Source organism: Novosphingobium sp. PhB57 (genome assembly GCF_004342985.1).
Taxonomy (GTDB): domain Bacteria; phylum Pseudomonadota; class Alphaproteobacteria; order Sphingomonadales; family Sphingomonadaceae; genus Novosphingobium.
The window spans coordinates 26195-51078 of record NZ_SMBO01000003.1 but is presented as its reverse complement, the minus strand read 5'-3'; the positions used below and the strand labels follow the sequence as shown (position 1 = coordinate 51078).

The following is a 24884-nucleotide window of genomic DNA, read 5'->3' as shown; positions in this document are numbered from 1 at the left end:
CGGTGACCTGGTCGCCGCATCAAACGGCGTCGCGCAGCCGCGCGGCGACGTTTGAGCCGTGAGCGAAAGTGGCTGCTTCGATCACCGCATCGGCGTCCGGACGGATGCCGGTGTAGAGCACGAATTGCTCGACGGCCTGAAGCACGATCACTTCGGCCCCCGAGATGACGATTTTCCCTGCCGCGAGCGCCGCCTTGATAAACGGTGTTTCCGCCGGCTGCGCCACGACATCGAATGCCACCTCGCAAGCCGCGATCTGCCCGGCGGTGAAGGCCAGTTCGCTTTCCTGAGCGCCTTCCATGCCGAGCGGGGTCACGTTGATCAACATCGCCGCGCCCTGTTCAGGCAGTTCGGGAAGCCAGCCAAACCCGTATTGCCGGGCAAGCGCCTGTCCTGCCTCGGCATTGCGCGCGACGATCGTGCCGTCCCGGAAGCCGAGATCGCGCAGCGCCGCGGCCACTGCCTTCGCCATGCCGCCGCTGCCGCGCAGCAGGAACGGCGTCGCCGGATCGATGCCGCGCCGGGACACGAGGTCGCGCACGGCGGTATAGTCGGTGTTGTAGCCGGTCAGCACCCCGCCGTCGTTGACGATGGTGTTCACGCTGTCGATGGCGCGAGCGGAATCCTCAAGGCCGTCAAGCAAGGGAATGACAGCTTCCTTGAACGGCATCGAGATCGCGCAGCCGCGAATGCCCAGGGCCCGGATACCGCCGATCGCGGCGGGAAGGTCGGTCGTGGTGAAAGACTTGTAGATATAGTCCAGCCCCAGCAGCCCGTAGAGCGTATTGTGCAGGCGCGAGCCGGCGTTGCCGGGGCGACCGGACAGCGACATGCACAGCTGCGTGTCGCGGCCGATCGATTGTTTTTCGCGGAAGGCAGTCATTGGGATCAGGCTCCGATGGTCTGGTCGGCGGAAGCGCGAGGGCCGCTCGATCCGCGCGTGATCAGGCGTCCGGCCAGCACGACCCTGCGTGCCGGGGCGTCGGGATGTTCCAGCCGGTCGAGCAGCATCGTCATCGCCGTGCGGCCGATTTCCTCGACCGGCTGCTCGATGACGCTGAGGCCGCCGCCGACGAACTCCATCCAGTCGTTGTTGTCGAAACCGGCAAGGGCAATGTCGCCCGGAACGCCGAGTTGCAGGCCGCGCAAGGCACGCAGCACGCTGAGCAGCATGACGCCGTTGCTGGCAACGAGCGCGTCGGGGCGGATGGGACCTGCAAGCAGCTCCTTCACGGCGCGCTCCGCGGCACCGGCGTCGTGCGGCATCTCGAGAGTGGAGGCGTCCATCCCGAGTGCGCGCGCCGCCTGTTCGAAACCGGCACGCCGCTCGGTCCCGGTGCTGCTGGCGCCGAACAGCCCGGCGACCCGGCGATGGCCCTGCGCGTGGAGGTGCGCGACAAGCTCGGCGGCCATGTTGCCATTGTCGAGCAGGACGCTGTCGAGCCCGGCGCTGGGCAGGTTGCGGTCGATCAGGACGACCGGATAACCGGGCTCCAGCCGCTCGCCTTTTTCGATCCACTGGCGGCACGGGGCGAATATCACGCCGGTGACGCGTTCTTCGTGCATGAGTTCGAGGTAGGCCGCTTCCCTGGCCGGGTCCTCGTCCGTGTTGCACAGGATCACGCGCATGCCGCGGGCCGTGGCAAGGCCTTCCACCGCGCGGGAAACGGCCGTGAAGAAAGGGTTGCGGATATCGGCCACGATCAGGCCGATCGTGTTCGTATGCTGCGAGCGCAGGCGCCGTGCGGCAAGGTTGGGCCGGTATCCGGTGGATTTGACCGCCGCCAGCACCCGTTCGTGCATGGCGGGATCGACGCTGCGGCCCGACAGCACCCGCGAGACGGTTGCGGGCGAGACTTCGGCAACCCTGGCCACGTCCTTGATTCCGATAGTCATCAGCGCATCGCCATTTGAGAAATCGTTCTCACATTTCAGGGCGTCTCGCCCTCTCCGGTGACAGACTATGCATCACTCCATCCAAGTCTCGCAAGCCTTCTCTTGACAAACGGCCGGAGAAAACGTTTTCTACAGGAGGTACAGACCCGTCGTCAAAACGGTCAGGAGAGGCCTGAAATGCTCGCAAATGCGCCCGCCTCGAGGATCGAGGATCTTGTTCGAATCGATGCCAGCGCGGCCGACAAGGTCGATGCGATTCGCCAGGTCGGCCAGCTTCTGGTCGCTGCCGGCTGCGTCGCTCCGGGATACGAGGACAGCATGGTCCGCCGTGAGGGCCTGGCGAACACGTTCCTGGGCGCCGGTGTTGCGATCCCGCACGGCCTCGGCGAGGACAAGGGCCTCGTGCGCAAGGACGGGGTGGCAATCCTCCAGCTGCGCGACGCGGTGGAATGGAACCCCGGCCAGCGCGCCCATCTGGTGGTCGGCATCGCCGCCAATTCAGACAGCCACATTGCCATCCTGCGCCGACTGACCCGCCTCATTCAGGACGAGCCGCGCCTTGCCGCGCTTGTCACCACCGACGATCCGGCTGCGTTTTCCCGCGCTCTCTGGGAAGACGGCGAGGCCGCCGCCTCCACCGAGCCGGTCGCCGACTATGCCGAAACCACCGAATGGACGGTCGATTACCCAACCGGCCTCCATGCCCGCCCCGCCTCGGCCTGGGTCGAAGCGGCGCGTGCCTCTGGCGTGCGCTTGCGCGTGCGCCACGGCGGGGAGAGCGCCGATCCTCGCAGCCTCGTTTCCCTCCTCCAAATGGGGCTGCGTGCTGGTGATCGGGTGACTCTCTCCGCCGAAGGGGCAGGCGCGCGTGCGGCGCTGGACAGTTTCGCCGCGGCCGTCCGCCGCCTGACCGCGCGCGAGAAGGAAGACGCCGCGCGCGCCGCGGAAAAGGCCGCCGCGCCGATCCGGGGCTGGAAGCCGGAAGGCGAAGCCCAGATGATCGCGGGCGTGGCCGCCAGTCCGGGCCTCGCCATCGGCAGGGTCCATGTCCTCGCCGCGCAGGCGCTGGAGGTGCCCGACCGGCCGACCGACCTTGCCGGTGGTGGCACCCTGCTCAACGATGCGCTCACCCGTACCCGCGCGCAAATGAAGGTGCTGATCGACGATACCACCCGCCGGCTGGGCGCGGGGGATGCGGCAATCTTCAAGGCGCAAGCCGAACTGCTCGACGATACCGACCTCATCACGCTCACCTGCCAGTTGATGGTGGAGGGGCACGGCGTGGCATGGGCCTGGCATCAGGCGGTCGACCGTATCGCCGGGCAACTTTCCGCGCTGGGCAATCCGGTGCTGGCTGCCCGCGCCGCCGACCTCCACGACATCGGCCGGCGCGTATTGGCCGAGATCGACCCGGCACTGGCGGCCGGATCGCTGACCGATCTGCCCGAGGAGCCCTGCGTCCTGGTCGCGGCGGACCTTTCGCCTTCCGACACGGCCACGCTCGATACCGCGCGCGTGGCCGGGATCGCGACCGCGCTGGGCGGTCCGACGTCGCATAGCGCCATCCTGGCCCGCACGCTGGGCCTGCCCTCCGTGGTCGCGGGCGGCGCGGATCTGCTGAGCCTCGCCGCCGGAGCGACGGCCATCGTCGATGGCGACAGCGGCCGCGTCTGGCTCAACCCGTCCGCGGCCGACCTGGCCTCCGCGCGAAACTGGATCGCGGCGCTGGCCGAAAAACGCGCCGCCGAAGAGGCGGAACGCAGCCAGCCCGCCCAAACGCGCGACGGTCACCGAGTGGAAATCGCCGCCAACGTCAACCGTCCCGATCAGGTCGCTTACGCGCTCTCCCAGGGCGGCGAAGGCGTGGGCCTGATGCGCACCGAGTTCCTGTTCCTCGAACGCAGGGACAGCCCGGGCGAGGAAGAGCAGGCCGCCATCTACCGCGCCATGGCCGAGGCACTGGATAATCGTCCGCTGATCGTGCGCGCACTCGATATCGGCGGGGACAAGCAAGTGCCGCATCTGGACCTGCCGCTTGAGGAAAACCCGTTCCTCGGCGTGCGCGGCGCGCGGCTGCTGCTGCGCCGCCCCGACTTGCTCGAACCGCAGCTTCGCGCGCTCTACCGCGCCGCGAAGGCAGGCGCGGATCTTTCCATCATGTTCCCGATGATAACCTCGGTCCACGAACTGATCGCCTTGCGCGCACGGTGCGAGGACATCCGGCTGGAACTCGATGCACCGACGGTTCCCGTCGGCATCATGATCGAGGTGCCCGCCGCCGCGATCCAGGCTCGCTCCTTGGCCGCTCATGCCGACTTCTTCTCGATCGGCACGAACGATCTCACCCAATATGTCCTCGCCATCGACAGGCAGAACCCTGAGCTGGCGGGCGATGCCGAGAGCCTGCACCCAGCCGTTCTGCGCATGATAGCGGCAACCGTGGAAGGCGCGCAGGCGCACGGTCGCTGGGTCGGTGTTTGCGGCGGCATTGCCGGCGATCCGTTCGGCGCGGCTCTGCTTGTGGGCCTGGGCGTCAGCGAATTGTCGATGACCCCGCGCGACATTCCCGGGGTGAAAGCCCGTATTCGCAGCGCGAGCTTCGATGGCCTGCGCGCGCTGGCCGCCAAGGCGCTCGACATGGAAAGCGCCGCCGAGATCCGCGCTCTGGACGGGTGCGATTTCAGCGGAAGGGAAGACTGATGCGCACGTTCACGGTCACCTTCAACCCGGCCATAGACCAGACCGTCACGCTTGATCGTCTGGTCCCAGGCGACGTTCACCGCGCCCGTAGCGTGCGCCAGAACGCGGGCGGCAAAGGCGTGAACGTCGCCAGTTGCCTGGCCGACTGGGGCATGCCGGTCGCCGCCTTTGGCTTGCTGGGCCGCGACAACGCCGCTCCATTCGACGCGCTGTTCGCCGCCAAGCCGATCGAGGACCGCTTCACCCGCATCGCCGGAGCCACCCGGGTCAACCTCAAGCTGGTCGACGTCGCGGGCACCACCGACATCAATCTCGACGGGATCGCGGTGGACGCGGGCCAGGCCGAGATGGCCGTGGCAAACCTCTGCCAGGCCGTGCGGGAAGGCGATCTGGTCGTTCTGGCCGGGAGCCTGCCACCGGGATGCGCGCCCGACACTTACGCCTCGTTGATCGCCCGCCTGCGCGCCGCCGGATGCCGCGTCGTGCTGGACACCAGCGGCCTGCCGCTCAAGTGCGCGCTCGCAGCCGACGTGCTTCCCGATGTCGTCAAGCCCAACCGTGAAGAACTGGCGCAACTCCTGGGCCGTCCCCTGCCCGATCTGGCTACGCTTGCCGAAGCCGCCGCCGCGCTTCACGCGCGCGGGGTCTCGCTGGTCGCCGTCTCGATGGGAGAGGACGGCGCACTGTTCCTGTCCGAAACGGGCGCGGTAACCGCCCGCCTCGCCGTCGGGCAGATCGCCAGCACCGTCGGCGCCGGAGACGCCATGGTTGCCGGCATCGTCGCCGCCCTGGGCGAGAACGCCGACCTCGAACGCACCGCCCGGCTCGCCACCGCTTTCGCGGTCGCCAAGCTGGGCATGGCCGGGCCGAACCTTCCGGACCTGCCGACAGTCCACGCGCTGGCCGAAGACGTCAGCATTACGCCCGTGATCTCGCGAAGCGGGGCGATAGAGAACAAGATCGAGGCCGGAGAGGAATGATGGGCAAGCTCTACGCAGTTATCGAAGCGGCCGATTCCGCCGTCCAGGGCGTGCTTGCCGGTGAAGCGCTGCGCAAGGCCGCGCGCGCCGGCGGCCGCGATATCGAGATCGAAGTCCGCACCGGGCAAGGCGTGCTCAATCCCTTGCCCGAGGATTTGCAGCCGGGCGACACGCTGCTGCTGGTCGCCGCCAATGACGATGCGGCGGCCTCGCTTCCCCTCGCCCCACATCGCCGGGTGACGCTGGAAGCCGTGCTGGCCGATCCGGAAGCTGCACTTGGGCAGGCCCCGCAAGCGGCAGCGGATACGCCGCGCGTGGTGGCGATCACCTCATGCCCCACCGGCATCGCGCATACGTTCATGGCCGCCGAGGGACTCCAGGAAGGCGCGAAACAGCTCGGCTACCCGATCCGCGTGGAGACGCAGGGTTCGGTCGGTGCCGGTTCGCCGCTGACGCCCGAAGAAATCGCGGCAGCCGACGTGGTGATCATCGCCGCGGACCGTGAGGTGGACCGCGCGCGCTTCGCCGGCAAGCGGGTCTTTGCCTCCAGCACCAAGCCTGCCATCTCCGGCGGCAGGGCGCTGATCGAACGGGCGCTGACCGAGGCGAAAACGCAAGGCGGCAGCCTCTCCACCGAGGCAGGCGCCGCCAGCACCGAACGCGCCGGTCCCTACAAGCACCTGATGACCGGCGTCTCCTTCATGCTGCCCTTCGTGGTCGCGGGCGGCCTGTTGATTGCCATGGCTTTCGCTCTGGGTGGCATCGATGCCAACAGCGCGGCGGCCGAGGGCACGCTGGCGAATGCGCTGTTCCGCATCGGCGCGCAGGGCGGCTTCGCGCTGATCGTGCCGGCGCTCGCGGGCTATATCGCCTATTCCATCGCCGACCGTCCGGGTATCGCGCCGGGCATGATCGGCGGCATGCTGGCCGCCAATCTCGGCGCGGGCTTCCTGGGCGGGATCGTCGCCGGTTTCATCGCCGGTTACGGCGTCGAGTGGCTCAATCGGCTTATCAAGCTCCCGAAGAACCTCGCGGGCCTTAAGCCGGTGCTGTTCCTGCCGCTGCTGGGCACGCTGCTGACCGGCTTGCTGATGATCTACGCAGTGGGCACGCCGGTTGCCGCCGCCCTCGCCTTCCTCACCGAGTGGCTGCGCTCCATGCAGGGATCGAGCGCGATCCTGCTGGGGGTGATCCTGGGCGCGATGTCGGCCTTCGACATGGGCGGGCCGGTCAACAAGGCGGGTTATGCCTTCTCGGTCGGCCTGATCGCCAGCCAGGTCTATACGCCGATGGCCGCGACGATGGCGGCGGGCATGGTGCCGCCGCTGGCCGTGGCTCTTGCCACCCGCCTGTTCCGCGACCGCTTCACCACCGAAGAGCGGGAAGCCGGAGGCGCCGCCGCCGTCCTGGGCCTTGCCTTCATCACCGAAGGCGCGATCCCCTTCGCGGCGCGCGATCCGTTCCGGGTGATCCCGGCGCTGATGGCGGGTTCCGCGATCACCGGAGCGATCTCGATGGCGGCGGGCGTCGAACTCAAGGTGCCGCATGGCGGCGTGTTCGTCCTGCCGATCCCCGGCGCAGTCACGCATCTGGCAGTCTACGGCCTGGCCATCGTGGCGGGTGTACTGGTGAGCGGCGTCCTCGTCGGCCTGCTCAAGCCGCGCCCCGTACCGGCAGACGCTGCCGCCTGAACGACAGCGGCCCGGCACAAGATCGGGCTGCCTCAAGAGAGGATTTCATTCGATGCGGTTCGCACTGCTCAAGGGCGCCTGCTGCGCAGGCGTCGCCGCCCTTTCCTTGTCCGCTGCCACGGCGCAGGAGGTCACGTCCGAAGACCCGCCCGCCGAAGACCGGCCCGCCGAAACCGCGAAGCCTTGGCAGCCGCTCGCGGATGACGGGATCACCCTCGCGCTCAGCTATACCGGAGAGGCGGCCACGAACGTCAGCGGCGGCCTGCGCCGCGATGCCGCTTTCGCGGGGCAGGTCTATGTCGGCGCAGATCTCGACATGGATCGCATCGCCGGCATCGCCGGCGGCACGCTCCACGCCGCGATCACCAACCGCCACGGAGAGAGCCTTTCGGCGCTGGCGCTAGGCAACAACACCTCGGTTCAGGAGATCTGGGGCACCCAGAACACGCACCTCGCTATCCTGACTTGGGAGCAGAAGCTGCTGAACGACCGCCTCATGATCGAGGCTGGCCGCAGCCAGGCGAACATCCACTTCCTGAACTCGCCGATCTACTGCAATTTCCAGGGAAATTCAGGCTGCGGCAATCCGACGTTCGTCTTCAAGAACAGCAATTTCACCTATTTTCCGGCATCGAGCTGGATGATCCGCGCCAAGGCCGAAGTCGTGCCGCATGTGACCGTCCACGTCGGCGCCTATGAGGTCAATCCCGACCGCAAGCGCGCCAATGACCATGGCTTCAACTTCAGCACGAAGAACGCCACCGGCGTGATCGTGCCGTGGGAACTGGGCTATGCGCGCGAGGGCGAACGCGGGGGCGGTGGCGTGCGTCTTCCCGGCCACTACATTGTCGGCGGTTGGTTCGACCGCGGCGACTATGCCGATCCCCTGCGCGACGATCAGGGCGGCATCGCCATCCTCTCCGGGCGCGATCCAGCGGTACACAAGGGCCGCTCGGGCCTTTACTTCCGTTTCGACCAGCGCCTGACGCGCCCCGATCCCCATTCCGAGCGCGGCCTCAGCGTGTTCGGCGTGGCGATGACCAACCTGTCGGGCCGGGTGGAAGAAAGCCGCTTCTTCGATATGGGCGCGGTGCAGACCGGCACTTTCGCCGGTCGCGATGCCGATACCATCGGCTTCATGATCAGCGACCAGCGCTTCAGCGACCTCGCCATGGAGCGCATGCGCGCAGCACGGCTCTCGGCCGGCGGGAACGGCAACATCCACCGGCACGAATACATGATGGAACTGGCTTACGGTGCCCAGCTTGGCCCGGCGATCCGGATTTCGCCGAACATTCAGTACATCCTCCATCCCGACCAGACCGGCGCCCCGTTCCGCACCCGCGACATCAAGGACGCGCTGATCCTCGGCTTCAAGTTCACGATCGACGCCCCGACGCTGCTGTCGCACTAGCTCCTGACCCGGGGGCTTCAGAACGAGAGAAATACCCAGCGCCTTTCCAGCCCGCTCAGAGCAACTGGTTCGATCCGCGCAGGGCGGCCACCGTTTCCTCGCTCAGGCCGAGTTCCTCCTGCAAGACGGCCGCGCCGTGTTCTCCAAGTTCGGATACGAACGGGCGCACCTGCACCCGGCTTCCGCTCATGGTGAACGGCGGGTTCGGCACCAGATAGCTCCCGGCCGCGTCATTGACGTGCGACATCGCCCCGCGCGCCGCAAGTTGCGGATCGGCCAGCACCTCGTCCATCTCGCGGTAGCGTCCGCAAGGCACGCCGTGCCGGGACAGGATCTCCTCCGCCTCCGCGGACGAACGCTGGCTGGTCCACTCCTCCACCAGGCAGAGCATGGTCGCCCAGTTCGCATTGCGGTCGGCATTGGTGAGGAAACGGGGGTCTTCCCGCCATTCCGGATGGCCCACCGCTTCGGTAAGCTGCTCGAAGTTCTTCGGGCTGGTGGGCGCGACCATGACGAAGCCGTCCTGCGTCCTGAGCGGCGTATAGAGCGGCCGCCGCGGGCCGCCGGGGAACTGCGCCTCCTGCGTTTCGAACACCAGCATCCCCACCATCGCTTCCAGCATGGACAGATCGATGTACTGTCCCTTGCCGGTGCGCTCGCGCTGGTAAAGGGCGGTCTGGATAGCGCCGAAGGCGTGGGTACCGCCCAGCACATCGGCCACGAAAATGCCCGAAGTTGCGGGCCGGCTGGCATCGTCCTGGTAATGCAGGTTGACCATGTCGAAGCCGCTGGCGGCATGGATCACCGGGGCATAGGCGGGGAAGTGCGCCTTGGGGCCTTGCTGGCCATAACCGGAGATCGAGCAATAGATCAGGCGCGGATTGATGGCGGCAAGCGTCTCGTAATCGAGCCCGAAGCGCTTCATCACGCCGGGACGGAAATTCTCGACCACGACGTCGTGGCTTGCCGCCAGCCTCTGGATGAGGTCACGCATTTCAGGCGACTTGAGGTTGCAGGCAAGGCTTCGCTTGCCCGCATTGAGATGGCCGAAATAGGCCGAATGACCATCGCGAACCGGCGGACGCGCGCGGACCTGATCGCCTTCCAGCGACTCGATCTTCAGAACGTCCGCGCCAAGGTCCGCCAGCATTCGCGTGGCGAAGGGCCCGGCCATGACCGATGTGAAGTCCAGCACTCGCACGCCTGCCAGAGCGTCTCCGGGCCCGCGTTCCGCCTGTTCGTCCACCCTCACCGCTCCCATAGGTCTATATGTATAATGGTCCTACCTATTGCACCGTTGGGAGTTGCGGTCAATGACCGCCCTGGATCAGGCCTTGCGCGCGCCTCCCGATCCGGCCTGCGCCTTGATGTTCTTGCGGACGTGGCGATAGACACGCTCCAGATGCTTGCGCATTTCCTCCGCGGCGGCCTCGGCATCGCGGGCACGCAGGAAGCGGATCAGCTTGAAGCGGGAGTCGATCAGCGTTTCCTGCAAGGTCTCGTAACCCGGCCCCTGCACGAATTCGTGAAGGACGCCGGACAGGGAATCGACGAAGATCCCGAACATGCGGTTCCCGGTCGCGCGCGCAAGCACGTCGTAATAGGCCGCCGCGCATTCGTAGCGCGCTTCCACCGAGGTCTCCGCGCGCGTACGTTCGGCGATCTGTTCGAGTTCGGCGAAATGCGCCTCGGTCCCCCGCTCGCAGGCCAGGCGCACGACGATGTCCTGGATTGCGATGCGCGCTTCGGTGAGTTCGTCGAGAGTGACATCCCCGAGGTGGACGTAGTCCTGCATGGCCTGGACGATCCGGTCCGGCTCGGCCGACTGGATCACCGCCCCGCCCTTCACGCCCTTCAGGTTGCGGATGATTCCCGCCACTTCCAGACTGCGCAGCGCCTCGCGAAGGGCGCTTCGGCTGACCTGGAACTGCGCGGCAAGTTCTCGCTCGGCAGGCAGCTTGTCGCCTGCCTTCAGCGTACCGGCCGCAAGCTGGGCACGGATCTGCTCGCAGATGACTTCGAACGCGCGCTGCGTCTTGATCGGCGCGAACGCGGGTTTTTCGGTATTTGCTGTGGCCACGGCTGTTCTCTCTTAGACGATGCCCCAAGGTATCCCGATCCCACCCGCTTGAGCAATGCCCCGACCACTGAGTTGACAGACAGATACAAAACTATAATGGTCGGACCATTCAAGATGGAGTGGAGAGATGAAGATCCTCGTGCCCGTAAAGCGGGTGATCGACTATAACGTGAAGCCCCGCGTGAAGGCGGATGGCACGGGTGTTGACCTAGCCAACGTCAAGATGAGCATGAACCCGTTCGACGAGATCGCGGTGGAAGAAGCCATCCGCATCAAGGAAGCGGGCAAGGCGGAAGAGATCGTCGCCGTCTCGGTCGGCCCGGCCAAGGCGCAGGACACGCTGCGCACCGCGCTCGCGATGGGCGCCGACCGCGCGATCCTGATCGAAACCGATACGGAAGTGGAACCGCTCGCGGTCGCCAAGATCCTCAAGGCGATCGTCGCCGAAGAGAATCCGGGCCTCGTGATCCTGGGCAAGCAGGCGATCGACGACGATTCGAACCAGACCGGTCAGATGCTCGCCGCTTTGCTGGGCCGCCCGCAGGGCACTTTCGCCAGCAAGGTCGAGATCGACGGTGACCACGTTGCCGTGACCCGCGAAGTCGATGGCGGTCTGGAGACCGTCAAGCTCGCGCTTCCCGCGATCGTCACCACCGACTTGCGTCTCAACGAGCCGCGCTACGCTTCGCTGCCCAACATCATGAAGGCGAAGAAGAAGCAGCTCGATGTGAAGACCGCCGCCGACTACGGCGTCGACATCGCCCCGCGCCTCAAGACCCTGAAGGTCTCGGAGCCGCCGGTGCGTGTCGCCGGCGTCAAGGTCGCCGACGTCGACGCGCTGGTTACGAAGCTCAAGGAACTGGGAGTCGCCTGATGAAGACGCTCGTTTGGGTCGAACACGACAACGCATCGGTCAAGGACGCGACGCTCCACACCGTCACTGCTGCTGCCAAGCTGGGTGAAGTGCACCTGCTGGTCGCCGGCTCGGGCTGCCGCGCCGCTGCCGAAGCGGCCGCGAAGATCGCCGGCGTCGCCAAGGTGCATCTGGCCGACAACGCCGCTTACGAACACGCGCTGGCCGAGAACGTCGCGCCGCTGATCGTGGACCTCATGGGCCACCACGACGCGTTCCTGGCGCCCGCCACCACCACCGGCAAGAACGTCGCCCCGCGCGTGGCCGCGCTGCTCGACGTGATGCAGCTATCGGACATCCTCTCGGTCGAGGGCGAGAAGACCTTCACGCGCCCGATCTATGCCGGCAACGCCATCGCCACCGTCGAATCGAGCGATGCCAAGCTGGTCATCACCGTGCGCGGCACCGCTTTCGAGAAGGCCGCTGCCGAGGGTGGTTCGGCTGCGATCGAAGACGTCGCCGGTGCCGGTGACGCAGGGCTTTCGAGCTTCGTGGGTGCCGAACTCGCGAAGTCCGAGCGTCCGGAACTGACCAGCGCCAAGGTGATCGTCTCGGGCGGCCGCGCGCTGAAGGATTCGGAAACCTTCGAGCAGGTGATCATGCCGCTGGCCGACAAGCTCGGCGCCGCCGTTGGCGCCAGCCGCGCTGCGGTCGATGCGGGCTACGTGCCCAACGACTACCAGGTCGGCCAGACCGGCAAGATCGTGGCGCCCGAAGTCTACATCGCGGTCGGCATCTCGGGCGCGATCCAGCACCTTGCGGGCATGAAGGACTCCAAGACCATCATCGCCATCAACAAGGACGAAGACGCCCCGATCTTCCAGGTCGCCGACGTCGGCCTGGTGGCGGACCTGTTCACCGCCGTGCCGGAACTCACCGGCAAGCTCTGAGCCTTCTTTTCCGACCCTTCTTCGAGATGCAAAGACCATGATTGAACGCGAAGAGATGCCGTATGACGTCGTCATCGTCGGCGGTGGGCCTGCCGGCCTTGCCACGGCGATCCGGCTGAAGCAGGTCGATCCGGCGCTGTCGGTCTGCGTGCTGGAGAAGGGCTCGGAGATCGGCGCGCACATTCTGTCGGGCGCGACGATCGATCCCAAGGCGCTCGACGAACTGCTGCCCACCTGGCGCGAGGACGGCTGTCCGCTGGCGGAAACGCCGGTGACCGACAACTGGCACTGGCATCTCACGAAGAAGAAGAAGTTCGGTCTGCCGCACCTGGTCATGCCGCCGTTCATGTCGAACGAGGGCAATTACACCGGCTCGCTGGGCAATCTCTGCCGCTGGCTGGCCGAACAGGCCGAGGCGCTGGAGATCGAGATCTTCCCGGGCTTCCCGGCCGCCGAGATCCTCTATGACGAGAGCGGTGCCGTGATCGGCGTGCAGACCGGCGACATGGGCGTCGACCGCGAGGGCAATCCCAAGGCCGACTTCCAGCCGGGCATGAACCTGCTGGGCAAGTACACCGTGTTCTGCGAAGGCGCGCGCGGCCACCTGACCAAGCGGCTCAAGGCCAGGTACGACCTCGAAGCGGATTGCCAGCCGCAGATCTACGGCATCGGCATCAAGGAACTCTGGGACATTCCGGCCGACAAGCACGTCCCCGGCCGGGTCATCCACACCCAGGGCTGGCCGATGAGCGAGACTGACAGCTGGGGCGGCGGCTTCCTCTACCACCAGGCGAACAACCAGGTGGCGCTCGGCTTCGTGACCGCGCTCGATTACAAGAATCCCTACGTCTACCCGTTCGAGGAATTCCAGCGCTGGAAGCAGCACCCGGATATCCGCGCGATCCTGGAGGGCGGCAAGCGCGTGGCTTACGGTGCGCGCGCGATCAACGAGGGCGGCTGGCAGTCAGTGCCGATGCTGGTCTTCCCGGGCGGCGTGCTGGCGGGTTGCTCGGCCGGTTTCGTCAACGTGCCGCGCATCAAGGGCACGCATACCGCGATGAAGAGCGGCATGCTGGCGGCCGAGGCGATGGCCGCGGCGATCAACGCGGGCCGCGCGCAGGACACGCTGGGCGAGTACGATACCGCCGTGCGCGAAAGCTGGATCGCCAAGGAACTGAAGCTCGTCCAGAATGCCGAGCCGATGGTCGCCAAGTGGGGCGGGGAAATCGGCACGGTGCTGGCCGGCGCGGACATGTGGCTGCGCACGCTGTTCGGCTTCGGCCTTGCCAAGCCGATGAAGCATCACACCGACGCCTCGACGCTCCAGCGCGCCGATCTCTACCAGCCGATCGCCTATCCCAAGCCCGACGGCGTCATCAGCTTCGACCGCCTGACCAGCGTGTCCTACTCGTTCACCAATCACGAGGAAGACCAGCCGGTCCACCTGAAGCTCAAGGATGCCAGCGTCCCGACCGCGATCAACCTGCCGTTCTATGCCGGGCCGGAAGCGCGCTATTGCCCGGCCGGCGTCTACGAGTTCGTCGATCCGGACGGTGCGGGTGCAAAGCTCCAGATCAACGCGCAGAACTGCGTCCACTGCAAGACCTGCGACATCAAGGACCCCACCCAGAACATCGAGTGGGTGACGCCGGAAGGCGGCGGCGGTCCGAACTATCCGAATATGTGATCGAGAGGTCTCTCGCGGAAAGGACGAAGCGTCGGAGGTTCCTCCGAGGCACCCAAATCGGTGCTGGCAGTCGTGAAAGCAGCAGCTTGAGCGCGACGAAGCAAGCGACATCATTATCGCTACCTGTCTTGCCCCGCTCGGAACCAGTCGAAATCGGCGACACCGCCTTGCGCCAGGGTATTAAACGAGAAAAGTCCCGGGCGAGTGCCCTTCCACCAGCCATACCACGCGAGTTTAAGAGGTTCGCCAGCGACGGCAAAGTTTCGTCCATCGTCGAGACTGTAACGATAAGTGGCTATGCCGTCTTTGGTCACATTCGCCGCAAGCACCACGCTGCGAACCGAGCCAGGGACGTCGGCGATCGCCGTTTCCTCGCCTGCTCGGGAAAGCACGATCCGATTGGCACCTTCATCGCGCACCACGCCAAGCCAGGACGGCTGCGCATTGAACAGCGTCAGGCCAGCCCTTTGGCCATTGGCCATTCGCCCGATCTCCAGCCGGGTCACATAGCCTGGCGCCGGTCCTTGCATGACCTGCGTAAGGGTGTTTCGCGAGGTGACGATCTGGGACGCCGGAAGCGCCGTGAGGCGGAGGAAACCGGGCCGGCCACGCAGGCTCCATGCGCTATCGTCGGGGTTGTGATTCCACTGCCACTGGATGGAGAGCCGCCCGGTCCCGAATTGATCGGAACCTTGCAGGCGATCCGAACCTCCCGATTTCCGGGTATTCGGCATGGGCCAACGCGCGACGGGCAGACCGGCATCCTGTCCGGAAATCGACGCTCCCACGATCGGCCAATCCTGCTGCCAGGTGAGCGGCTGCAAATGCACAATGCGGCCGAAGGCTCCCGTAAGATTGAAGTGGAGGAACCAGCTCTTCCCGTCCGGTGTCTCCACCCAGCCACCCTGATGCGGTCCCTTGAGCTTCAGGTCGCCGCCGGGAAGCAGCACGTCGCGCCATTCATAAGGCCCCCCGAGGCGGCGCGATCGACCGACAGCCTGCGGCCCGGTCCCGACCCCGCCGATGGGGGCGAAGATATAATACCAGCCATCGCGCTTGTAGAGCTTGGGGCCTTCAAGGACCGGAAGCCTCTTCTTGTCCTCGGCAATGAGCTGGCCCTCATCGAGAACGCCGGTACCGTCGGCACGCATGCGGTGCAGAATGAGCGGCCCTGCACCGACTTTGCTGTGAACGAGCCAAGCGGTCCCGTCCTCATCCCAGAAAGGGCAGGGGTCCTCAAAGCCGGGGCCGGAAATTACCGTGGTCGGGGCGCTCCAGGGACCTTCGGGCCGGCGTGCGGTGGCCATGAAGATGCCTTCATCCGGGGTAGCCCAATAGACGAAGAAGCGGCCGCCGTGCTCCCGGATCGACGGCGCCCAGGGGCCGCTGCCGTACTTCGTGCCGGCCGTGTCCCGCGGATTAGCGTCCGTGATCTTGAACTCCCCCACCAGATTGTAGGCCGGCGTGTCAGGAAGCCGGGCAAGAACGTGCGAGACGAGGGTCCAGTGCACGAGATCGTGGGAGCGCAGCACCGGCAAACCTGGCGACATGTGGAAGCTGGACGCCACCAGATAATAGGCGTCCCCGCTGCGGATCACGTCGGGGTCGGAGTAGTCGGCGTAAAGGACCGGGTTCTGGTAAGTGACGGGTAAATTTTCGGCGCCAACCTTCGCTCCGGCCGTTCCGAAGCCCATCAGCAAGCCGGCAGCCACGGCCGGCAGGAAAGCACGGACCGAAACGCGGAGAAGTGAGCGCATAGTCACAAAGCTTCCACCGCGTTTCTGGTGTCTTCGAGGGCCTGCTCGATCAAACGGTTCATGCTTTCCGAGGCGCGCCTGGAGTCCCGGGCAGCGATGGCCTCGCACACTTCGACGTGCTCGGGGATGGCATTGCGCGGCAATGTTCGCGCCTGCTGCTTGAACTGGGTCGTCCACCTGACGGCTGCTCCAACGCTGGCGGTCAGGACCATCAGCGCCCCGTTACCGGTGGCCTTCAGGATCGTCTGGTGAAAATCGCGGTCCGCGTGGCGACCTGGTTCGCTCGCCAGAGTATGGCCGCGCATCGCGTCGATCGATCGACGCAGAGCCTGTACATCTTCGCGCGAACGCCGCTGGGCGGCAAGACCGGCGGCCGCGGGTTCGATCAGCCCGCGGAGTTCGAAGATGTCGCGGATGAACCCGAAATCGGGCTTGCCGGTAAAGGCCCATTCCAGAACATCGGGATCGAGAACATTCCAGCATTCTCGCGGAAGAACGCGCGTACCCGCCTTGGGCCTGCTTTCGATGAGACCCTTGGCCGACAATACCCGCAAGGACTCGCGATAGGCGCTGCGCGACACGTCGAGTTCCTGCGCGAAAACGACCTCCCCGTAGAGTATGGAGCCGGGCGGATAGTAGCCGGACACGATGTCCCGGCCGATCTTCTGTACGACCGATCCATTGAGCCGGCGCCCGGAACTTCTGATATTCGCGCCGCCGGATATTTCCGCGTCAGCACTTCGTGCGATGGCATTCATGGCGTGGTTCCCTCTCCCTCACGGCGTTCCGACGTGTCCGGCGTTTGCCGGGCCTATTCGAAGGCGACCCTTGCATTGGCCGCGCGAAGCCCCGGCGAATGGGCTGTGATCCGGAGCGCTCCCTTGCCTCGGCCTCGCAGGATCGCGAGCGCCTTCCCCCTGAAGGTCGTGGTGTGGCTGGCTTTCAGCGAGCCCACGGCCTGCGGATTGGCGCTGCCAAAGGCGGCGAGTTCGCCGGAGCCTTCCAGCGCGAGGGTCACCGGCCGCATGTCGTCAGGCAGAACCCGTCCCTTGGCATCCACCACCTCGATCTTGAGATAGGCGAGCGCATCGCGGCCACGGCGCTGGGACGGCGGCTCGGCCGACACCCGCAAGGATACTGCCTCGCCTACGGTTTCCAGGTGCGTTCGGCCAATGACCTTGCCGTTTTTCCAGGCGACGGCTTCGAGTGTGCCGGCCGCGTAGGGCACGGGCAGTTCCGCCGTCATCTTGTCGCCGGCTGCCAGCGCTTTCTCACCGACCACCTGACCGTTGAGGATCACCTGGACTTTGTCGCCGGCCGTATAGACGCGCACCTTGAGGGGTTTGTCTTTGTGGTCGTCCCAGTTCCAGCTCGCCAGCTCGTCCGGCCAGCCCCAGTTGGCGGTCCAGGGGAAGGTTCCATCAGGTGCGGGCCGCTGCACCGTCATGGTGACAGGAGCCAGGCCCCATGCAACGTCGCGCGCCAGCGAAGAGGCTTTCTGGCATCCGATCAGGTCGAGATCGCCGCACCAGGCGTTCACCCAGGGCCACGCCGCGAAGTAATAAGGCAGGCTGCCATTCTTCAGGAATGCCGTCGCGCCGATCCCCGCCTCGCCGATGTAGTCCATCGCTGTCCACAGGAACTCGCCGAGGAAATAGGGCGCGCGGTCCATCAGCGCAGCGTAGTCGAAGACCTCGCGCGCGAAAGTCTCGGAGCCATAGACGACCCGCTCGGGGTGGCTGGAATGCTCGCGTTCGATGTCATCGAGCCGGTAGTTGTACCCCGGCACGTCGAGGAACATCGTGGAGGCGTTATCGACCTTTCCGGCAAATCCCGGACGCGCTGTATCGGCTCCGGCGATCATCTCCTGCCCCAGGACGCCATTGAGCCCGGCGGTCACCGGCCGGGTCGGATCCAGCGTTTTCACCGCATTGGCAAGTTTCCATTCCCATTCGACGCCTTCGTCGCTGGCACGGAAAGGGATTTCGTTACCGATGCTCCACATGATGACCGAGGCGCTGTTCCGGGCGGGCAGAACCATGCCCCGGATCACCTCTTCCCAGTGCTCCCGGAAATGAACCGAGAAGTCCTGGGGCTCCTTGTGCTCGTGCCAGGCGTCGAAGGCCTCCTCGATCATCAGCATGCCCAGACGATCGCAAGTTTCCCTGAGGCTGCGCGAGGCAGGATTGTGCGAACTGCGGATGGCGTTGAAACCGCGCTGCTTCAGCAGGCGGATCCGCCGCTCGTCGGCATCGCGAAACGCGCAGGCGCCCAGCAGTCCGTTGTCATGATGGACACAGCCGCCCCGCAGCTTGATGACCTCGCCGTTGATCGCCATCCCGCGTGCGGGATCGAAAGTCACGATACGGACACCGAAGGGCTGCTCCAACCTGTCGACGACCTTGTCACCGCGGCGCAGCTCGGTTTCGAGCCGATAGAGGTTCGGATGATCGGGCGACCAAAGCCGGGGGCCCTGAAGCGTGAGCGTCTGGCGTACTTCGCTTCCCGCAGCCACACGACCTTGCGCGGCAGTACGACCTTCGGCATCGATGAGGCGGGTGATGATTTCGTAGCCCGCCGCCTCGCCTTCGAGCGATGTCGTCAGATCGACCTCGGCCCGTCCGTCTGCGAACCGGCGAGTCCAGGCCGCAACGCCCCATCGCGCGATCCGGCACAGGCTTGGCAGCACATCGAGCGTCACCTGCCGATAGATGCCCGACCCGGCGTACCAGCGGGTGTTGCGCCCTTCGTTGCGAACCCGAACCGCCACGACATTGTCGCCCTTGCGGTCGAGATAGGGCGTGAGATCGATGGCGAACGGGATATAGCCATTCACGTTGCTGGAGACCGGATGGCCGTTCAGGAACACGTCGCTTTCGAGATAGATCCCATCGAACGTCAGTTCGATGCGCGCATCGGGAGCATAGCCGGCAACGCTGAAACGCTTGCGATACCAACCCTCACCGCCAACGGTGAAGCCGGTCGCGCCTTTGCCAACGGCTGTCTTGTCGAACGGGCCGATCTGGGCCGGCTCGGCGCCGCCAAGCACATCCTCGACACCCCAGTCATGCGGCAGGTCAACGACGCGCCATGTACTGTCATCGAGGCCGGCCTGTTCGAAACCATCCCCGCCACCGCGATGGAATTTCCAGCCATCGTCGAACGGAATATCCCGCAGCGGCCAGCTTGCTCGCTGTGATAAAACAGGTGGTTTTGCCGCAGCCGCGCCGACCATGGGAAAGACGGCACCGGCTCCTGCGACCATGAGCGCCTGGCGCCGATTGGTGTCGAATTCGAAGCTCACATGACCTCTCCCAGCCTGGCCAGTTCGGCATCGATCCGTGCCAGAGGCTCCCGCTGCACAACCCCGAAGACGAGCAGCGATTCGAGCGAGAAGTTGCCAAGGTGCGGCTTGATCATCTCATTGCCGATGCGCCGATCCATTCCCGGAATCTGCTTGTTGACGATCGCCCAGGCGGCCGGGTTCGACTGCAGGATAGCGATCGGCGTCTCTCGCGAACTGAGTATCCGGGGAAGCCTGCGCGGCGGATCGTAGGCCTTCGCAGGCGGATAAAGTGGCGCGTCCAAATTGGTCATCCTCTCATGGAATTGGCTTGAAACGGCAGTGCGAGCGTCGCTTCAACGAGCGGTGGCCGCAGCGCATGGCGCTGCGCAACCAGGCCTGCGCGCCATGTGCGCTGATCCATCGGTGCTCTCCTGCTTTCTCGGTCGCCGCGATCATCGCCCCCCCGATGGGCTCGGGCTTATTTTGTGCCTTGTCTAAATAGCAACGGTGTGTTGTTTTAAGTGGCAAGGACGGCATGTCAAGCCAGCTCCGGGACGGGAAGAGGACGATGGAACCATCGGATTTGCCGCAGCCATTGCGAAGATCGATCGCGCCCGGTCCCAAGCTGAGGCGGGCATCCGGAGCGAGGACCTTCGCCTTTGACCGCGGTCCTGCGTGAGCGCTTGCTGCGAGCAAGAAAACAAAAAACGGGAGGGAATATGATCAAGACAGGATGCAACCTGCTGCTGGCGTCCACCAGCTTGTTCGCCGTGGCGACGCCTGCATGGGCGCAATCGGCGCCGGCCGCCGAAAACGCCGCGGACGTCATCATCGTCCAGGCGCGCCGCCGCGACGAGGACGTTCAGGATGTCCCCGCAGTCATCGATACCGTGACGTCCGAAGAGATCGCGAAGCTCAATATCCGCGACTTCAAGGAAGTTCAGACACTCGTTCCCGGCCTGGAACTGACAACGGAATCCAACGGCGTCGGCGGCAGCGCCAAGATGCGCGGCGTCAATTTCGACGTGAATGCCAGCGGCTTCAACTCCACTGTCGAATTCTACATGAACGACGCGCCGATCGTGGCGGGCATCGTTCTCCAGCAGATGTTCGATATCGGCCAGATCGAAGTCCAGCGCGGTCCCCAGGGCACGCTGCGCGGACGCGCCTCGCCCTCGGGATCGATCACGGTCGCCAGTCGCAAGCCCGATCTCTATACCGTTGGCGGCACGGTCGACATGACGGCCAACGACATCGGCACGCAGAATATCAAGGCCGCGCTCAACCTGCCCGTCATCGAGGGCATCGCCGCCATTCGTGTCGCCGGCGTCTGGGACGAGAACGAGGACAACCGCGTCAAGCCGCTCGACACCAGCTATGGCGGCCGCGATCCCTTCGCCCGTACCCGCGCCGGACGCGTCAGCGGCCTGATCCAGCCCACCGACTGGCTGAGGTTCGAAGGCGTCTATCAGCATATGCAGCGCAATGCGGTGGGATACGATCAGGTCGCCTCCTTCAGCGAGGTCAATCCCGATGCCGCACCAAGCCCGGTCTACATCGATACGAGCGACCGGCGCACCGATCAGGTCGAGCCGCGCCGGATCAAGCAGGTCTACAACATCTACAACTGGCGTGCCGAAGCGAACCTGGCCGGCCAGACCCTGATCTATCAGGGCCAGCACTATACCCAGAACGTCCACGCCAGCACTTCCCTCGATTCCGCAGTGGTGTTCCCCGGCGATACGATCTTCCAGGCGACCCACACCCGCACCAAGTCGACGTCCCATGAAGTCCGCCTGCAGAACCAGGAACGCCTGTTCGGCATGGTCGACTACGTTGTCGGCTTCTTCGACCAGAAAAACGACGCGCCGACGGATCTCCTGCGCAGCACGGCGGTTCGCCTGCCGCTCCTGTTCGGCGGCGGCCTTGCGACTGCTGTCACGACACCGATCGGCCGCTTCGGCGGCAATCACGAGCAATCGATTTTCGGTAATCTGACGCTTCACGTAACCGATTCCACCGAAGTATCCGGCGGCCTCAGGCATATCGACTACAATTCGGAAAATACGCTGGTTGTGGGCGGCAATACCGTCTCCACCGATGGGCAGGATGCCAAGAAGTGGATCTATACCGGTTCCATCAAGCAAAACATCACGCCCAATCTCATGGTCTACGCCAGCACCGGCAGTTCCTGGCGGCCGGGCATCAACGTGGTCGGCGATTTCAACATCCTGCCCTCGGCTACCGAAAAGAGCTTCACCAACCTTCCTGCCGAAACCTCGAAGTCTTATGAAGTCGGTTTCAAGAGCACGCTCATGGGCGGTCGGATGCGTTTCAACGTCACCGGTTACCATCAGAAGTTCAAGAACTACCCCTACCGCGTGTCCAACGGCGTCTACTACGTCAATACCGTGGCGGACAGGAACAGCGCCGGACAGGTTACCGGCATCCATCAGGAAGTCGGCCAGTTCAACTTCGTGGGCGCTGTCCCTGTCGAAGTGAACGGCGTGGAAGGCGATCTCTCCTTCGATATCTCCGATCGCTGGACGATGGGCCTGCTCGCCAGCTATTCGCTCGGCAAGATCAAGAACGGCACGGTTCCCTGCAACGACCTCAATGGCGACGGTGTGCCCGACAACGTCCTGTCGGCACCATCACTTGCGCAGCTTCAGGCCGCAGTCGGCTCCGAGAACCTGGCCACCTGCCAGGTGACGCAGCGTTCCGCTTTCCAGCCCCCCTTCTCGGCCACGCTCCAGAGCGAATACAGCCTTCCGATTTCCAATAGGTTTGATGGCTACCTTCGCGGTTTGGTGACCTACAACGGCAAATCCCAGAGCGATCCCACCAACATCTACGACAACGTCGGCGACTATGCCCTGGTCAATCTCTACGCGGGAATTCGCGATCCCAAGGGAATGTGGGAGGTTTCGCTCTACGCCAAGAACCTGTTCGAAGTGGAAAAGGCGCTTTCCCGCACCAGCCCGCTTTCGACCAGCTACCAGCAACTCGGCTTCGGCGGGTTCGGACCGAACGGCCCGATCCTCACCGGGCCAACCGCCGCGACGACGACCAGCACTTACACCGGCATCACCATGACGCCGCCGCGCGAGTTCGGCCTCAATGTAAGGTTCTCGTTCGGTTCGCGCTGATTGGCGCGAACCGAACCTCCGACCTGGGCGGGTGATCCAAGATCACCCGCCCTCTTGTCGTTCACAGCCAGACGCAAAAATCACGGGCGCGCTTCGACGCCCTATCAGGAGGATCTCGAAATGCGCCGTATTGCAGCAAAGTTCGCGGCCAGCCTGCTGCTGGGCAGCGCGCTTATTCACCCGGCTGACGCGCAAGCGGCGCCCAAGCCCTCATCCTCCCAGCTTCCGGCAAACGACGCCGCCATCGACGCCCGCGTCGAGGCGCTCCTGGCAAAGATGACCGCCGAGGAGAAGGCCGGCCAGCTCAGTCAGTTCTTCTATTTTGCCCAGATTCCGGCAATGGCCAAAGGCGTGGACGATCAGATTGCCGCCGGCAAGGCTGGCTCGATCCTTTTCACGACCGATCCCAAACTGCTCAATCGCGCGCAGAAGATGGCCGTCGAGCAGACCCGCCTGAAGATCCCTCTGCTGGTGGGCTTCGATGTCATTCATGGCCTTCACACGATCTTTCCCGTGCCCCTCGCAATGGCGGCATCGTGGGATCCGAAGCTGGTCGAACGATCGCAGGCAGTAGCGGCGCAGGAGGCGCGGGCGGTAGGCATTCATTGGACTTTCGCGCCCAATGTCGACGTGGCCCTCGATGCCCGCTGGGGCCGCATCGTCGAGGGCGCGGGCGAGGATCCGTACCTGGGATCGGCCATGGCCGCCGCGCAAGTCCGGGGATTCCAGGGGTCGTACATCGGCGCGCCCAGTCACATCATTGCCGGACCAAAGCATTTCGCAGGCTATGGCGCTGCCATGGGCGGGCGTGACTACGACCAGTCGGAAATCTCGGAAAACCAGCTTCACAACTTCTACCTGCCACCATTCAAGGCCGCGATAGACGCGGGCGCGGGCAACATCATGGCCGCCTACATGGCGCTCAACGGCGTGCCCGCAGCCGGGAACCACCGGCTGCTGACCGACACACTGCGCACCGAGTGGGGCTTCAGGGGCTGGGTGGTCAGCGATGCCGGCGGCGTCGATGCCCTCAGGACACATGGCATTGCAAAGGATGGAACCGAGGCTGCCGTCAAGGCGATCTCGGCCGGCACGAACATGGAAATGGTGCCGCCGGGGCAGAAGGCGCACATGCCTTCGCTCGCGGCCGCCATCACCGAGGGCAAGCTGACCACCGCTGAACTCGATGCCATGGTACGACCGGTCCTCGCCGCGAAGTTCCGCATGGGCTTGTTCGAAAACCCCTATGTCGATGAAGCACGCGCTGCCAAAGTCCTCGCCGATCCGGCCCACGCCGACGCCGCCCGCGCGGCTGCCGAGCGGTCGGCCGTACTGCTGCGCAACGAAGGCGGTCTGTTGCCGCTCGACCGCAAGAAAGTCCGGTCGCTCGCCGTGATCGGGCCGCTTGCGGATTCCCAGCGTGACATGCTCGGCCCGTGGATTTTCTCGATGAACAACCCCAGCGCCGAAAGCCTGCTGGCCGGTATCCGCGCGAAAGTCGGGCAAGGCGTCACCGTGTCTTATTCCGAAGGTGTCCGCATTCCCGCACGCGTGAACCCCTCGCCTTTCGACATGATGGACGGCAAGCGGACCAAGCCCGAACCCATCGACGAAGACGCGGAGATTGCAAAGTCGGTCGCCTTGGCTCGCCAGTCGGACGCCGCCATTCTGGTGCTCGGCGAGGCGCAGAACATGAGCGGCGAGAAGGCCTCGCGGGCGAGTTTCGACTTGCCCGGACGCCAGAAGGAGTTGCTGGACGCGGTGGTGGCCACCGGCAAGCCGGTGATCGTCGTCCTGATGAGCGCCCGTCCGCTCGCAGTGCAGGACAGCAAGGCCGCGGCGATCCTCGACATCTGGTATCCCGGCAGCCAGGGAGCAGCTGCCGCCGCAAACCTGCTGTTCGGCGATGCCGTGCCCGGCGGCAAATTGCCGATCAGCTGGGTCCGCAGCGCCGCCCAGGCCCCTATGACTTACGCGCGCCTGCCCTCCCACGATCCGACCGATGCCGCCAAGCGCTATCAGGAAGGGAGCAACGAACCTGCCTGGCCCTTCGGCTTCGGGCTCAGCTACACGAGCTTCGCCTACTCCAACCTGAAGGTGCTTACGCCCAAGGTAGCGCCCGGCAGTCCGGTGAACATCACTGTCGATGTCGCCAATAGCGGTCCGCGAAGCGGCGATGAAGTGGCGCAGCTCTACATTCATCAAAAGCACGGCACCTCCTCCCGGCCGGTCCGCCAACTCAAGGGCTTCGAGCGCGTGACCCTGAAGCCGGGCGAGAAGCGGACGCTCACCTTCACGCTCAGTCCGGAAGACCTGCGCTACTGGAGCGACGCCACGCGGAGCTGGATCGAGGACAGCTCGGACTTCGAGGTCTGGGTTGGCGGCGATTCCACGGCATCGCTCGGTGGATCGTTCGAGGTAGGTGGAAGATAAGGGACTTT

At 65.2% G+C, this 24884-nt stretch carries 17 protein-coding genes; 9 read left to right on the top strand and 8 right to left on the bottom strand.

Annotation, left to right across the window (positions count from 1 at the left end; translation table 11 throughout):
- Positions 1-19: 19 nt before the first annotated feature.
- Positions 20-883 (bottom strand): shikimate 5-dehydrogenase, encoded by an 864-nt coding sequence (locus EDF58_RS11075; protein ID WP_132265438.1) that lies wholly within the window; start codon positions 881-883, stop codon positions 20-22.
- Between the two features lie 5 nt (positions 884-888).
- The gene (locus tag EDF58_RS11070; protein WP_132265436.1) at positions 889-1896 is read right to left on the bottom strand and encodes a LacI family DNA-binding transcriptional regulator; all 1008 of its coding nucleotides are present in this window, start codon (positions 1894-1896) and stop codon (positions 889-891) included.
- A 177-nt stretch (positions 1897-2073) separates the two neighbouring features.
- On the opposite strand from EDF58_RS11070, the gene ptsP reads away from it, so the two are divergent.
- From ptsP to EDF58_RS11050, 4 genes are read left to right on the top strand one after another with little or no spacing between them, the layout of a single operon-like run.
- Positions 2074-4596 carry a phosphoenolpyruvate--protein phosphotransferase gene (gene ptsP / locus EDF58_RS11065; RefSeq protein WP_132265434.1) on the top strand — a complete coding sequence of 841 codons (2523 nt, stop codon included), beginning with the start codon at positions 2074-2076 and terminating at the stop codon, positions 4594-4596.
- Positions 4596-5576 (top strand): 1-phosphofructokinase, encoded by a 981-nt coding sequence (pfkB, locus tag EDF58_RS11060; RefSeq protein WP_132265432.1) that lies wholly within the window; start codon positions 4596-4598, stop codon positions 5574-5576. The genes ptsP and pfkB overlap by 1 nt, the downstream gene beginning before the upstream one ends.
- On the top strand, positions 5576-7267 hold the full coding sequence (locus EDF58_RS11055) for a fructose-specific PTS transporter subunit EIIC (protein WP_132265430.1): 1692 nt from the start codon (positions 5576-5578) through the stop codon (positions 7265-7267). The genes pfkB and EDF58_RS11055 overlap by 1 nt, the downstream gene beginning before the upstream one ends.
- Positions 7268-7319: 52 nt before the next feature.
- A complete protein-coding gene (locus EDF58_RS11050; protein ID WP_132265428.1) occupies positions 7320-8681 on the top strand; it encodes a carbohydrate porin in 1362 nt (453 codons plus the stop codon).
- A gap of 55 nt (positions 8682-8736) precedes the next feature.
- Here the strand turns inward: EDF58_RS11050 and EDF58_RS11045 are convergent, their stop codons facing one another.
- Together EDF58_RS11045 and EDF58_RS11040 are read right to left on the bottom strand one after the other, a co-directional pair.
- Positions 8737-9927, bottom strand: a complete 1191-nt coding sequence (locus EDF58_RS11045) for a CoA transferase (RefSeq protein ID WP_243654189.1) — start codon at positions 9925-9927, stop codon at positions 8737-8739.
- A gap of 81 nt (positions 9928-10008) precedes the next feature.
- Entirely contained in the window at positions 10009-10761 is a 753-nt protein-coding gene (locus EDF58_RS11040) for a GntR family transcriptional regulator (RefSeq protein WP_132265424.1), read from the bottom strand.
- A gap of 127 nt (positions 10762-10888) precedes the next feature.
- On the opposite strand from EDF58_RS11040, the gene EDF58_RS11035 reads away from it, so the two are divergent.
- Genes EDF58_RS11035 through EDF58_RS11025 form a run of 3 tightly spaced genes read left to right on the top strand, consistent with a single transcriptional unit; the run spans position 10889 to position 14251 of the window.
- On the top strand, positions 10889-11635 hold the full coding sequence (locus EDF58_RS11035) for an electron transfer flavoprotein subunit beta/FixA family protein (protein ID WP_132265422.1): 747 nt from the start codon (positions 10889-10891) through the stop codon (positions 11633-11635).
- On the top strand, positions 11635-12564 hold the full coding sequence (locus tag EDF58_RS11030; RefSeq protein WP_132265420.1) for an electron transfer flavoprotein subunit alpha/FixB family protein: 930 nt from the start codon (positions 11635-11637) through the stop codon (positions 12562-12564). The genes EDF58_RS11035 and EDF58_RS11030 overlap by 1 nt, the downstream gene beginning before the upstream one ends.
- 37 nt (positions 12565-12601) lie before the next feature.
- Entirely contained in the window at positions 12602-14251 is a 1650-nt protein-coding gene (locus EDF58_RS11025) for an electron transfer flavoprotein-ubiquinone oxidoreductase (protein ID WP_132265418.1), read from the top strand.
- Between the two features lie 119 nt (positions 14252-14370).
- Here the strand turns inward: EDF58_RS11025 and EDF58_RS11020 are convergent, their stop codons facing one another.
- The 4 genes from EDF58_RS11020 to EDF58_RS11005 all read right to left on the bottom strand — a co-directional run bounded on the left by EDF58_RS11020 (position 14371) and on the right by EDF58_RS11005 (position 19596).
- Positions 14371-15945, bottom strand: a complete 1575-nt coding sequence (locus tag EDF58_RS11020; protein WP_132266143.1) for a glycoside hydrolase 43 family protein — start codon at positions 15943-15945, stop codon at positions 14371-14373.
- Between the two features lie 65 nt (positions 15946-16010).
- A complete protein-coding gene (locus EDF58_RS11015; protein WP_132265417.1) occupies positions 16011-16766 on the bottom strand; it encodes a FadR/GntR family transcriptional regulator in 756 nt (251 codons plus the stop codon).
- A gap of 53 nt (positions 16767-16819) precedes the next feature.
- Positions 16820-19312 (bottom strand): glycoside hydrolase family 2 TIM barrel-domain containing protein, encoded by a 2493-nt coding sequence (locus EDF58_RS11010; protein ID WP_132265415.1) that lies wholly within the window; start codon positions 19310-19312, stop codon positions 16820-16822.
- On the bottom strand, positions 19309-19596 hold the full coding sequence (locus EDF58_RS11005; RefSeq protein WP_132265414.1) for a hypothetical protein: 288 nt from the start codon (positions 19594-19596) through the stop codon (positions 19309-19311). The genes EDF58_RS11010 and EDF58_RS11005 overlap by 4 nt, the downstream gene beginning before the upstream one ends.
- Before the next feature lie 417 nt (positions 19597-20013).
- On the opposite strand from EDF58_RS11005, the gene EDF58_RS11000 reads away from it, so the two are divergent.
- Positions 20014-22443 (top strand): TonB-dependent receptor, encoded by a 2430-nt coding sequence (locus tag EDF58_RS11000; protein ID WP_132265412.1) that lies wholly within the window; start codon positions 20014-20016, stop codon positions 22441-22443.
- 120 nt (positions 22444-22563) lie between these two features.
- The gene (locus EDF58_RS10995; RefSeq protein WP_132265410.1) at positions 22564-24876 is read left to right on the top strand and encodes a glycoside hydrolase family 3 N-terminal domain-containing protein; all 2313 of its coding nucleotides are present in this window, start codon (positions 22564-22566) and stop codon (positions 24874-24876) included.
- The last annotated feature ends 8 nt before the right edge of the window (positions 24877-24884 follow it).

Coding starts and splice junctions, on each gene's coding strand:
- EDF58_RS11000 (WP_132265412.1), top strand. CDS start 20,014: ATGATCAAGACAGGATGCAACCTGCTGCTGGCGTCCACCAGCTTGTTC.
- EDF58_RS11075 (WP_132265438.1), bottom strand. CDS start 883: ATGACTGCCTTCCGCGAAAAACAATCGATCGGCCGCGACACGCAGCTG.
- EDF58_RS10995 (WP_132265410.1), top strand. CDS start 22,564: ATGCGCCGTATTGCAGCAAAGTTCGCGGCCAGCCTGCTGCTGGGCAGC.
- EDF58_RS11015 (WP_132265417.1), bottom strand. CDS start 16,766: ATGAATGCCATCGCACGAAGTGCTGACGCGGAAATATCCGGCGGCGCG.
- EDF58_RS11070 (WP_132265436.1), bottom strand. CDS start 1,896: ATGACTATCGGAATCAAGGACGTGGCCAGGGTTGCCGAAGTCTCGCCC.
- EDF58_RS11035 (WP_132265422.1), top strand. CDS start 10,889: ATGAAGATCCTCGTGCCCGTAAAGCGGGTGATCGACTATAACGTGAAG.
- EDF58_RS11020 (WP_132266143.1), bottom strand. CDS start 15,945: ATGGGCTTCGGAACGGCCGGAGCGAAGGTTGGCGCCGAAAATTTACCC.
- EDF58_RS11055 (WP_132265430.1), top strand. CDS start 5,576: ATGGGCAAGCTCTACGCAGTTATCGAAGCGGCCGATTCCGCCGTCCAG.
- pfkB (WP_132265432.1), top strand. CDS start 4,596: ATGCGCACGTTCACGGTCACCTTCAACCCGGCCATAGACCAGACCGTC.
- EDF58_RS11025 (WP_132265418.1), top strand. CDS start 12,602: ATGATTGAACGCGAAGAGATGCCGTATGACGTCGTCATCGTCGGCGGT.
- EDF58_RS11050 (WP_132265428.1), top strand. CDS start 7,320: ATGCGGTTCGCACTGCTCAAGGGCGCCTGCTGCGCAGGCGTCGCCGCC.
- EDF58_RS11030 (WP_132265420.1), top strand. CDS start 11,635: ATGAAGACGCTCGTTTGGGTCGAACACGACAACGCATCGGTCAAGGAC.
- ptsP (WP_132265434.1), top strand. CDS start 2,074: ATGCTCGCAAATGCGCCCGCCTCGAGGATCGAGGATCTTGTTCGAATC.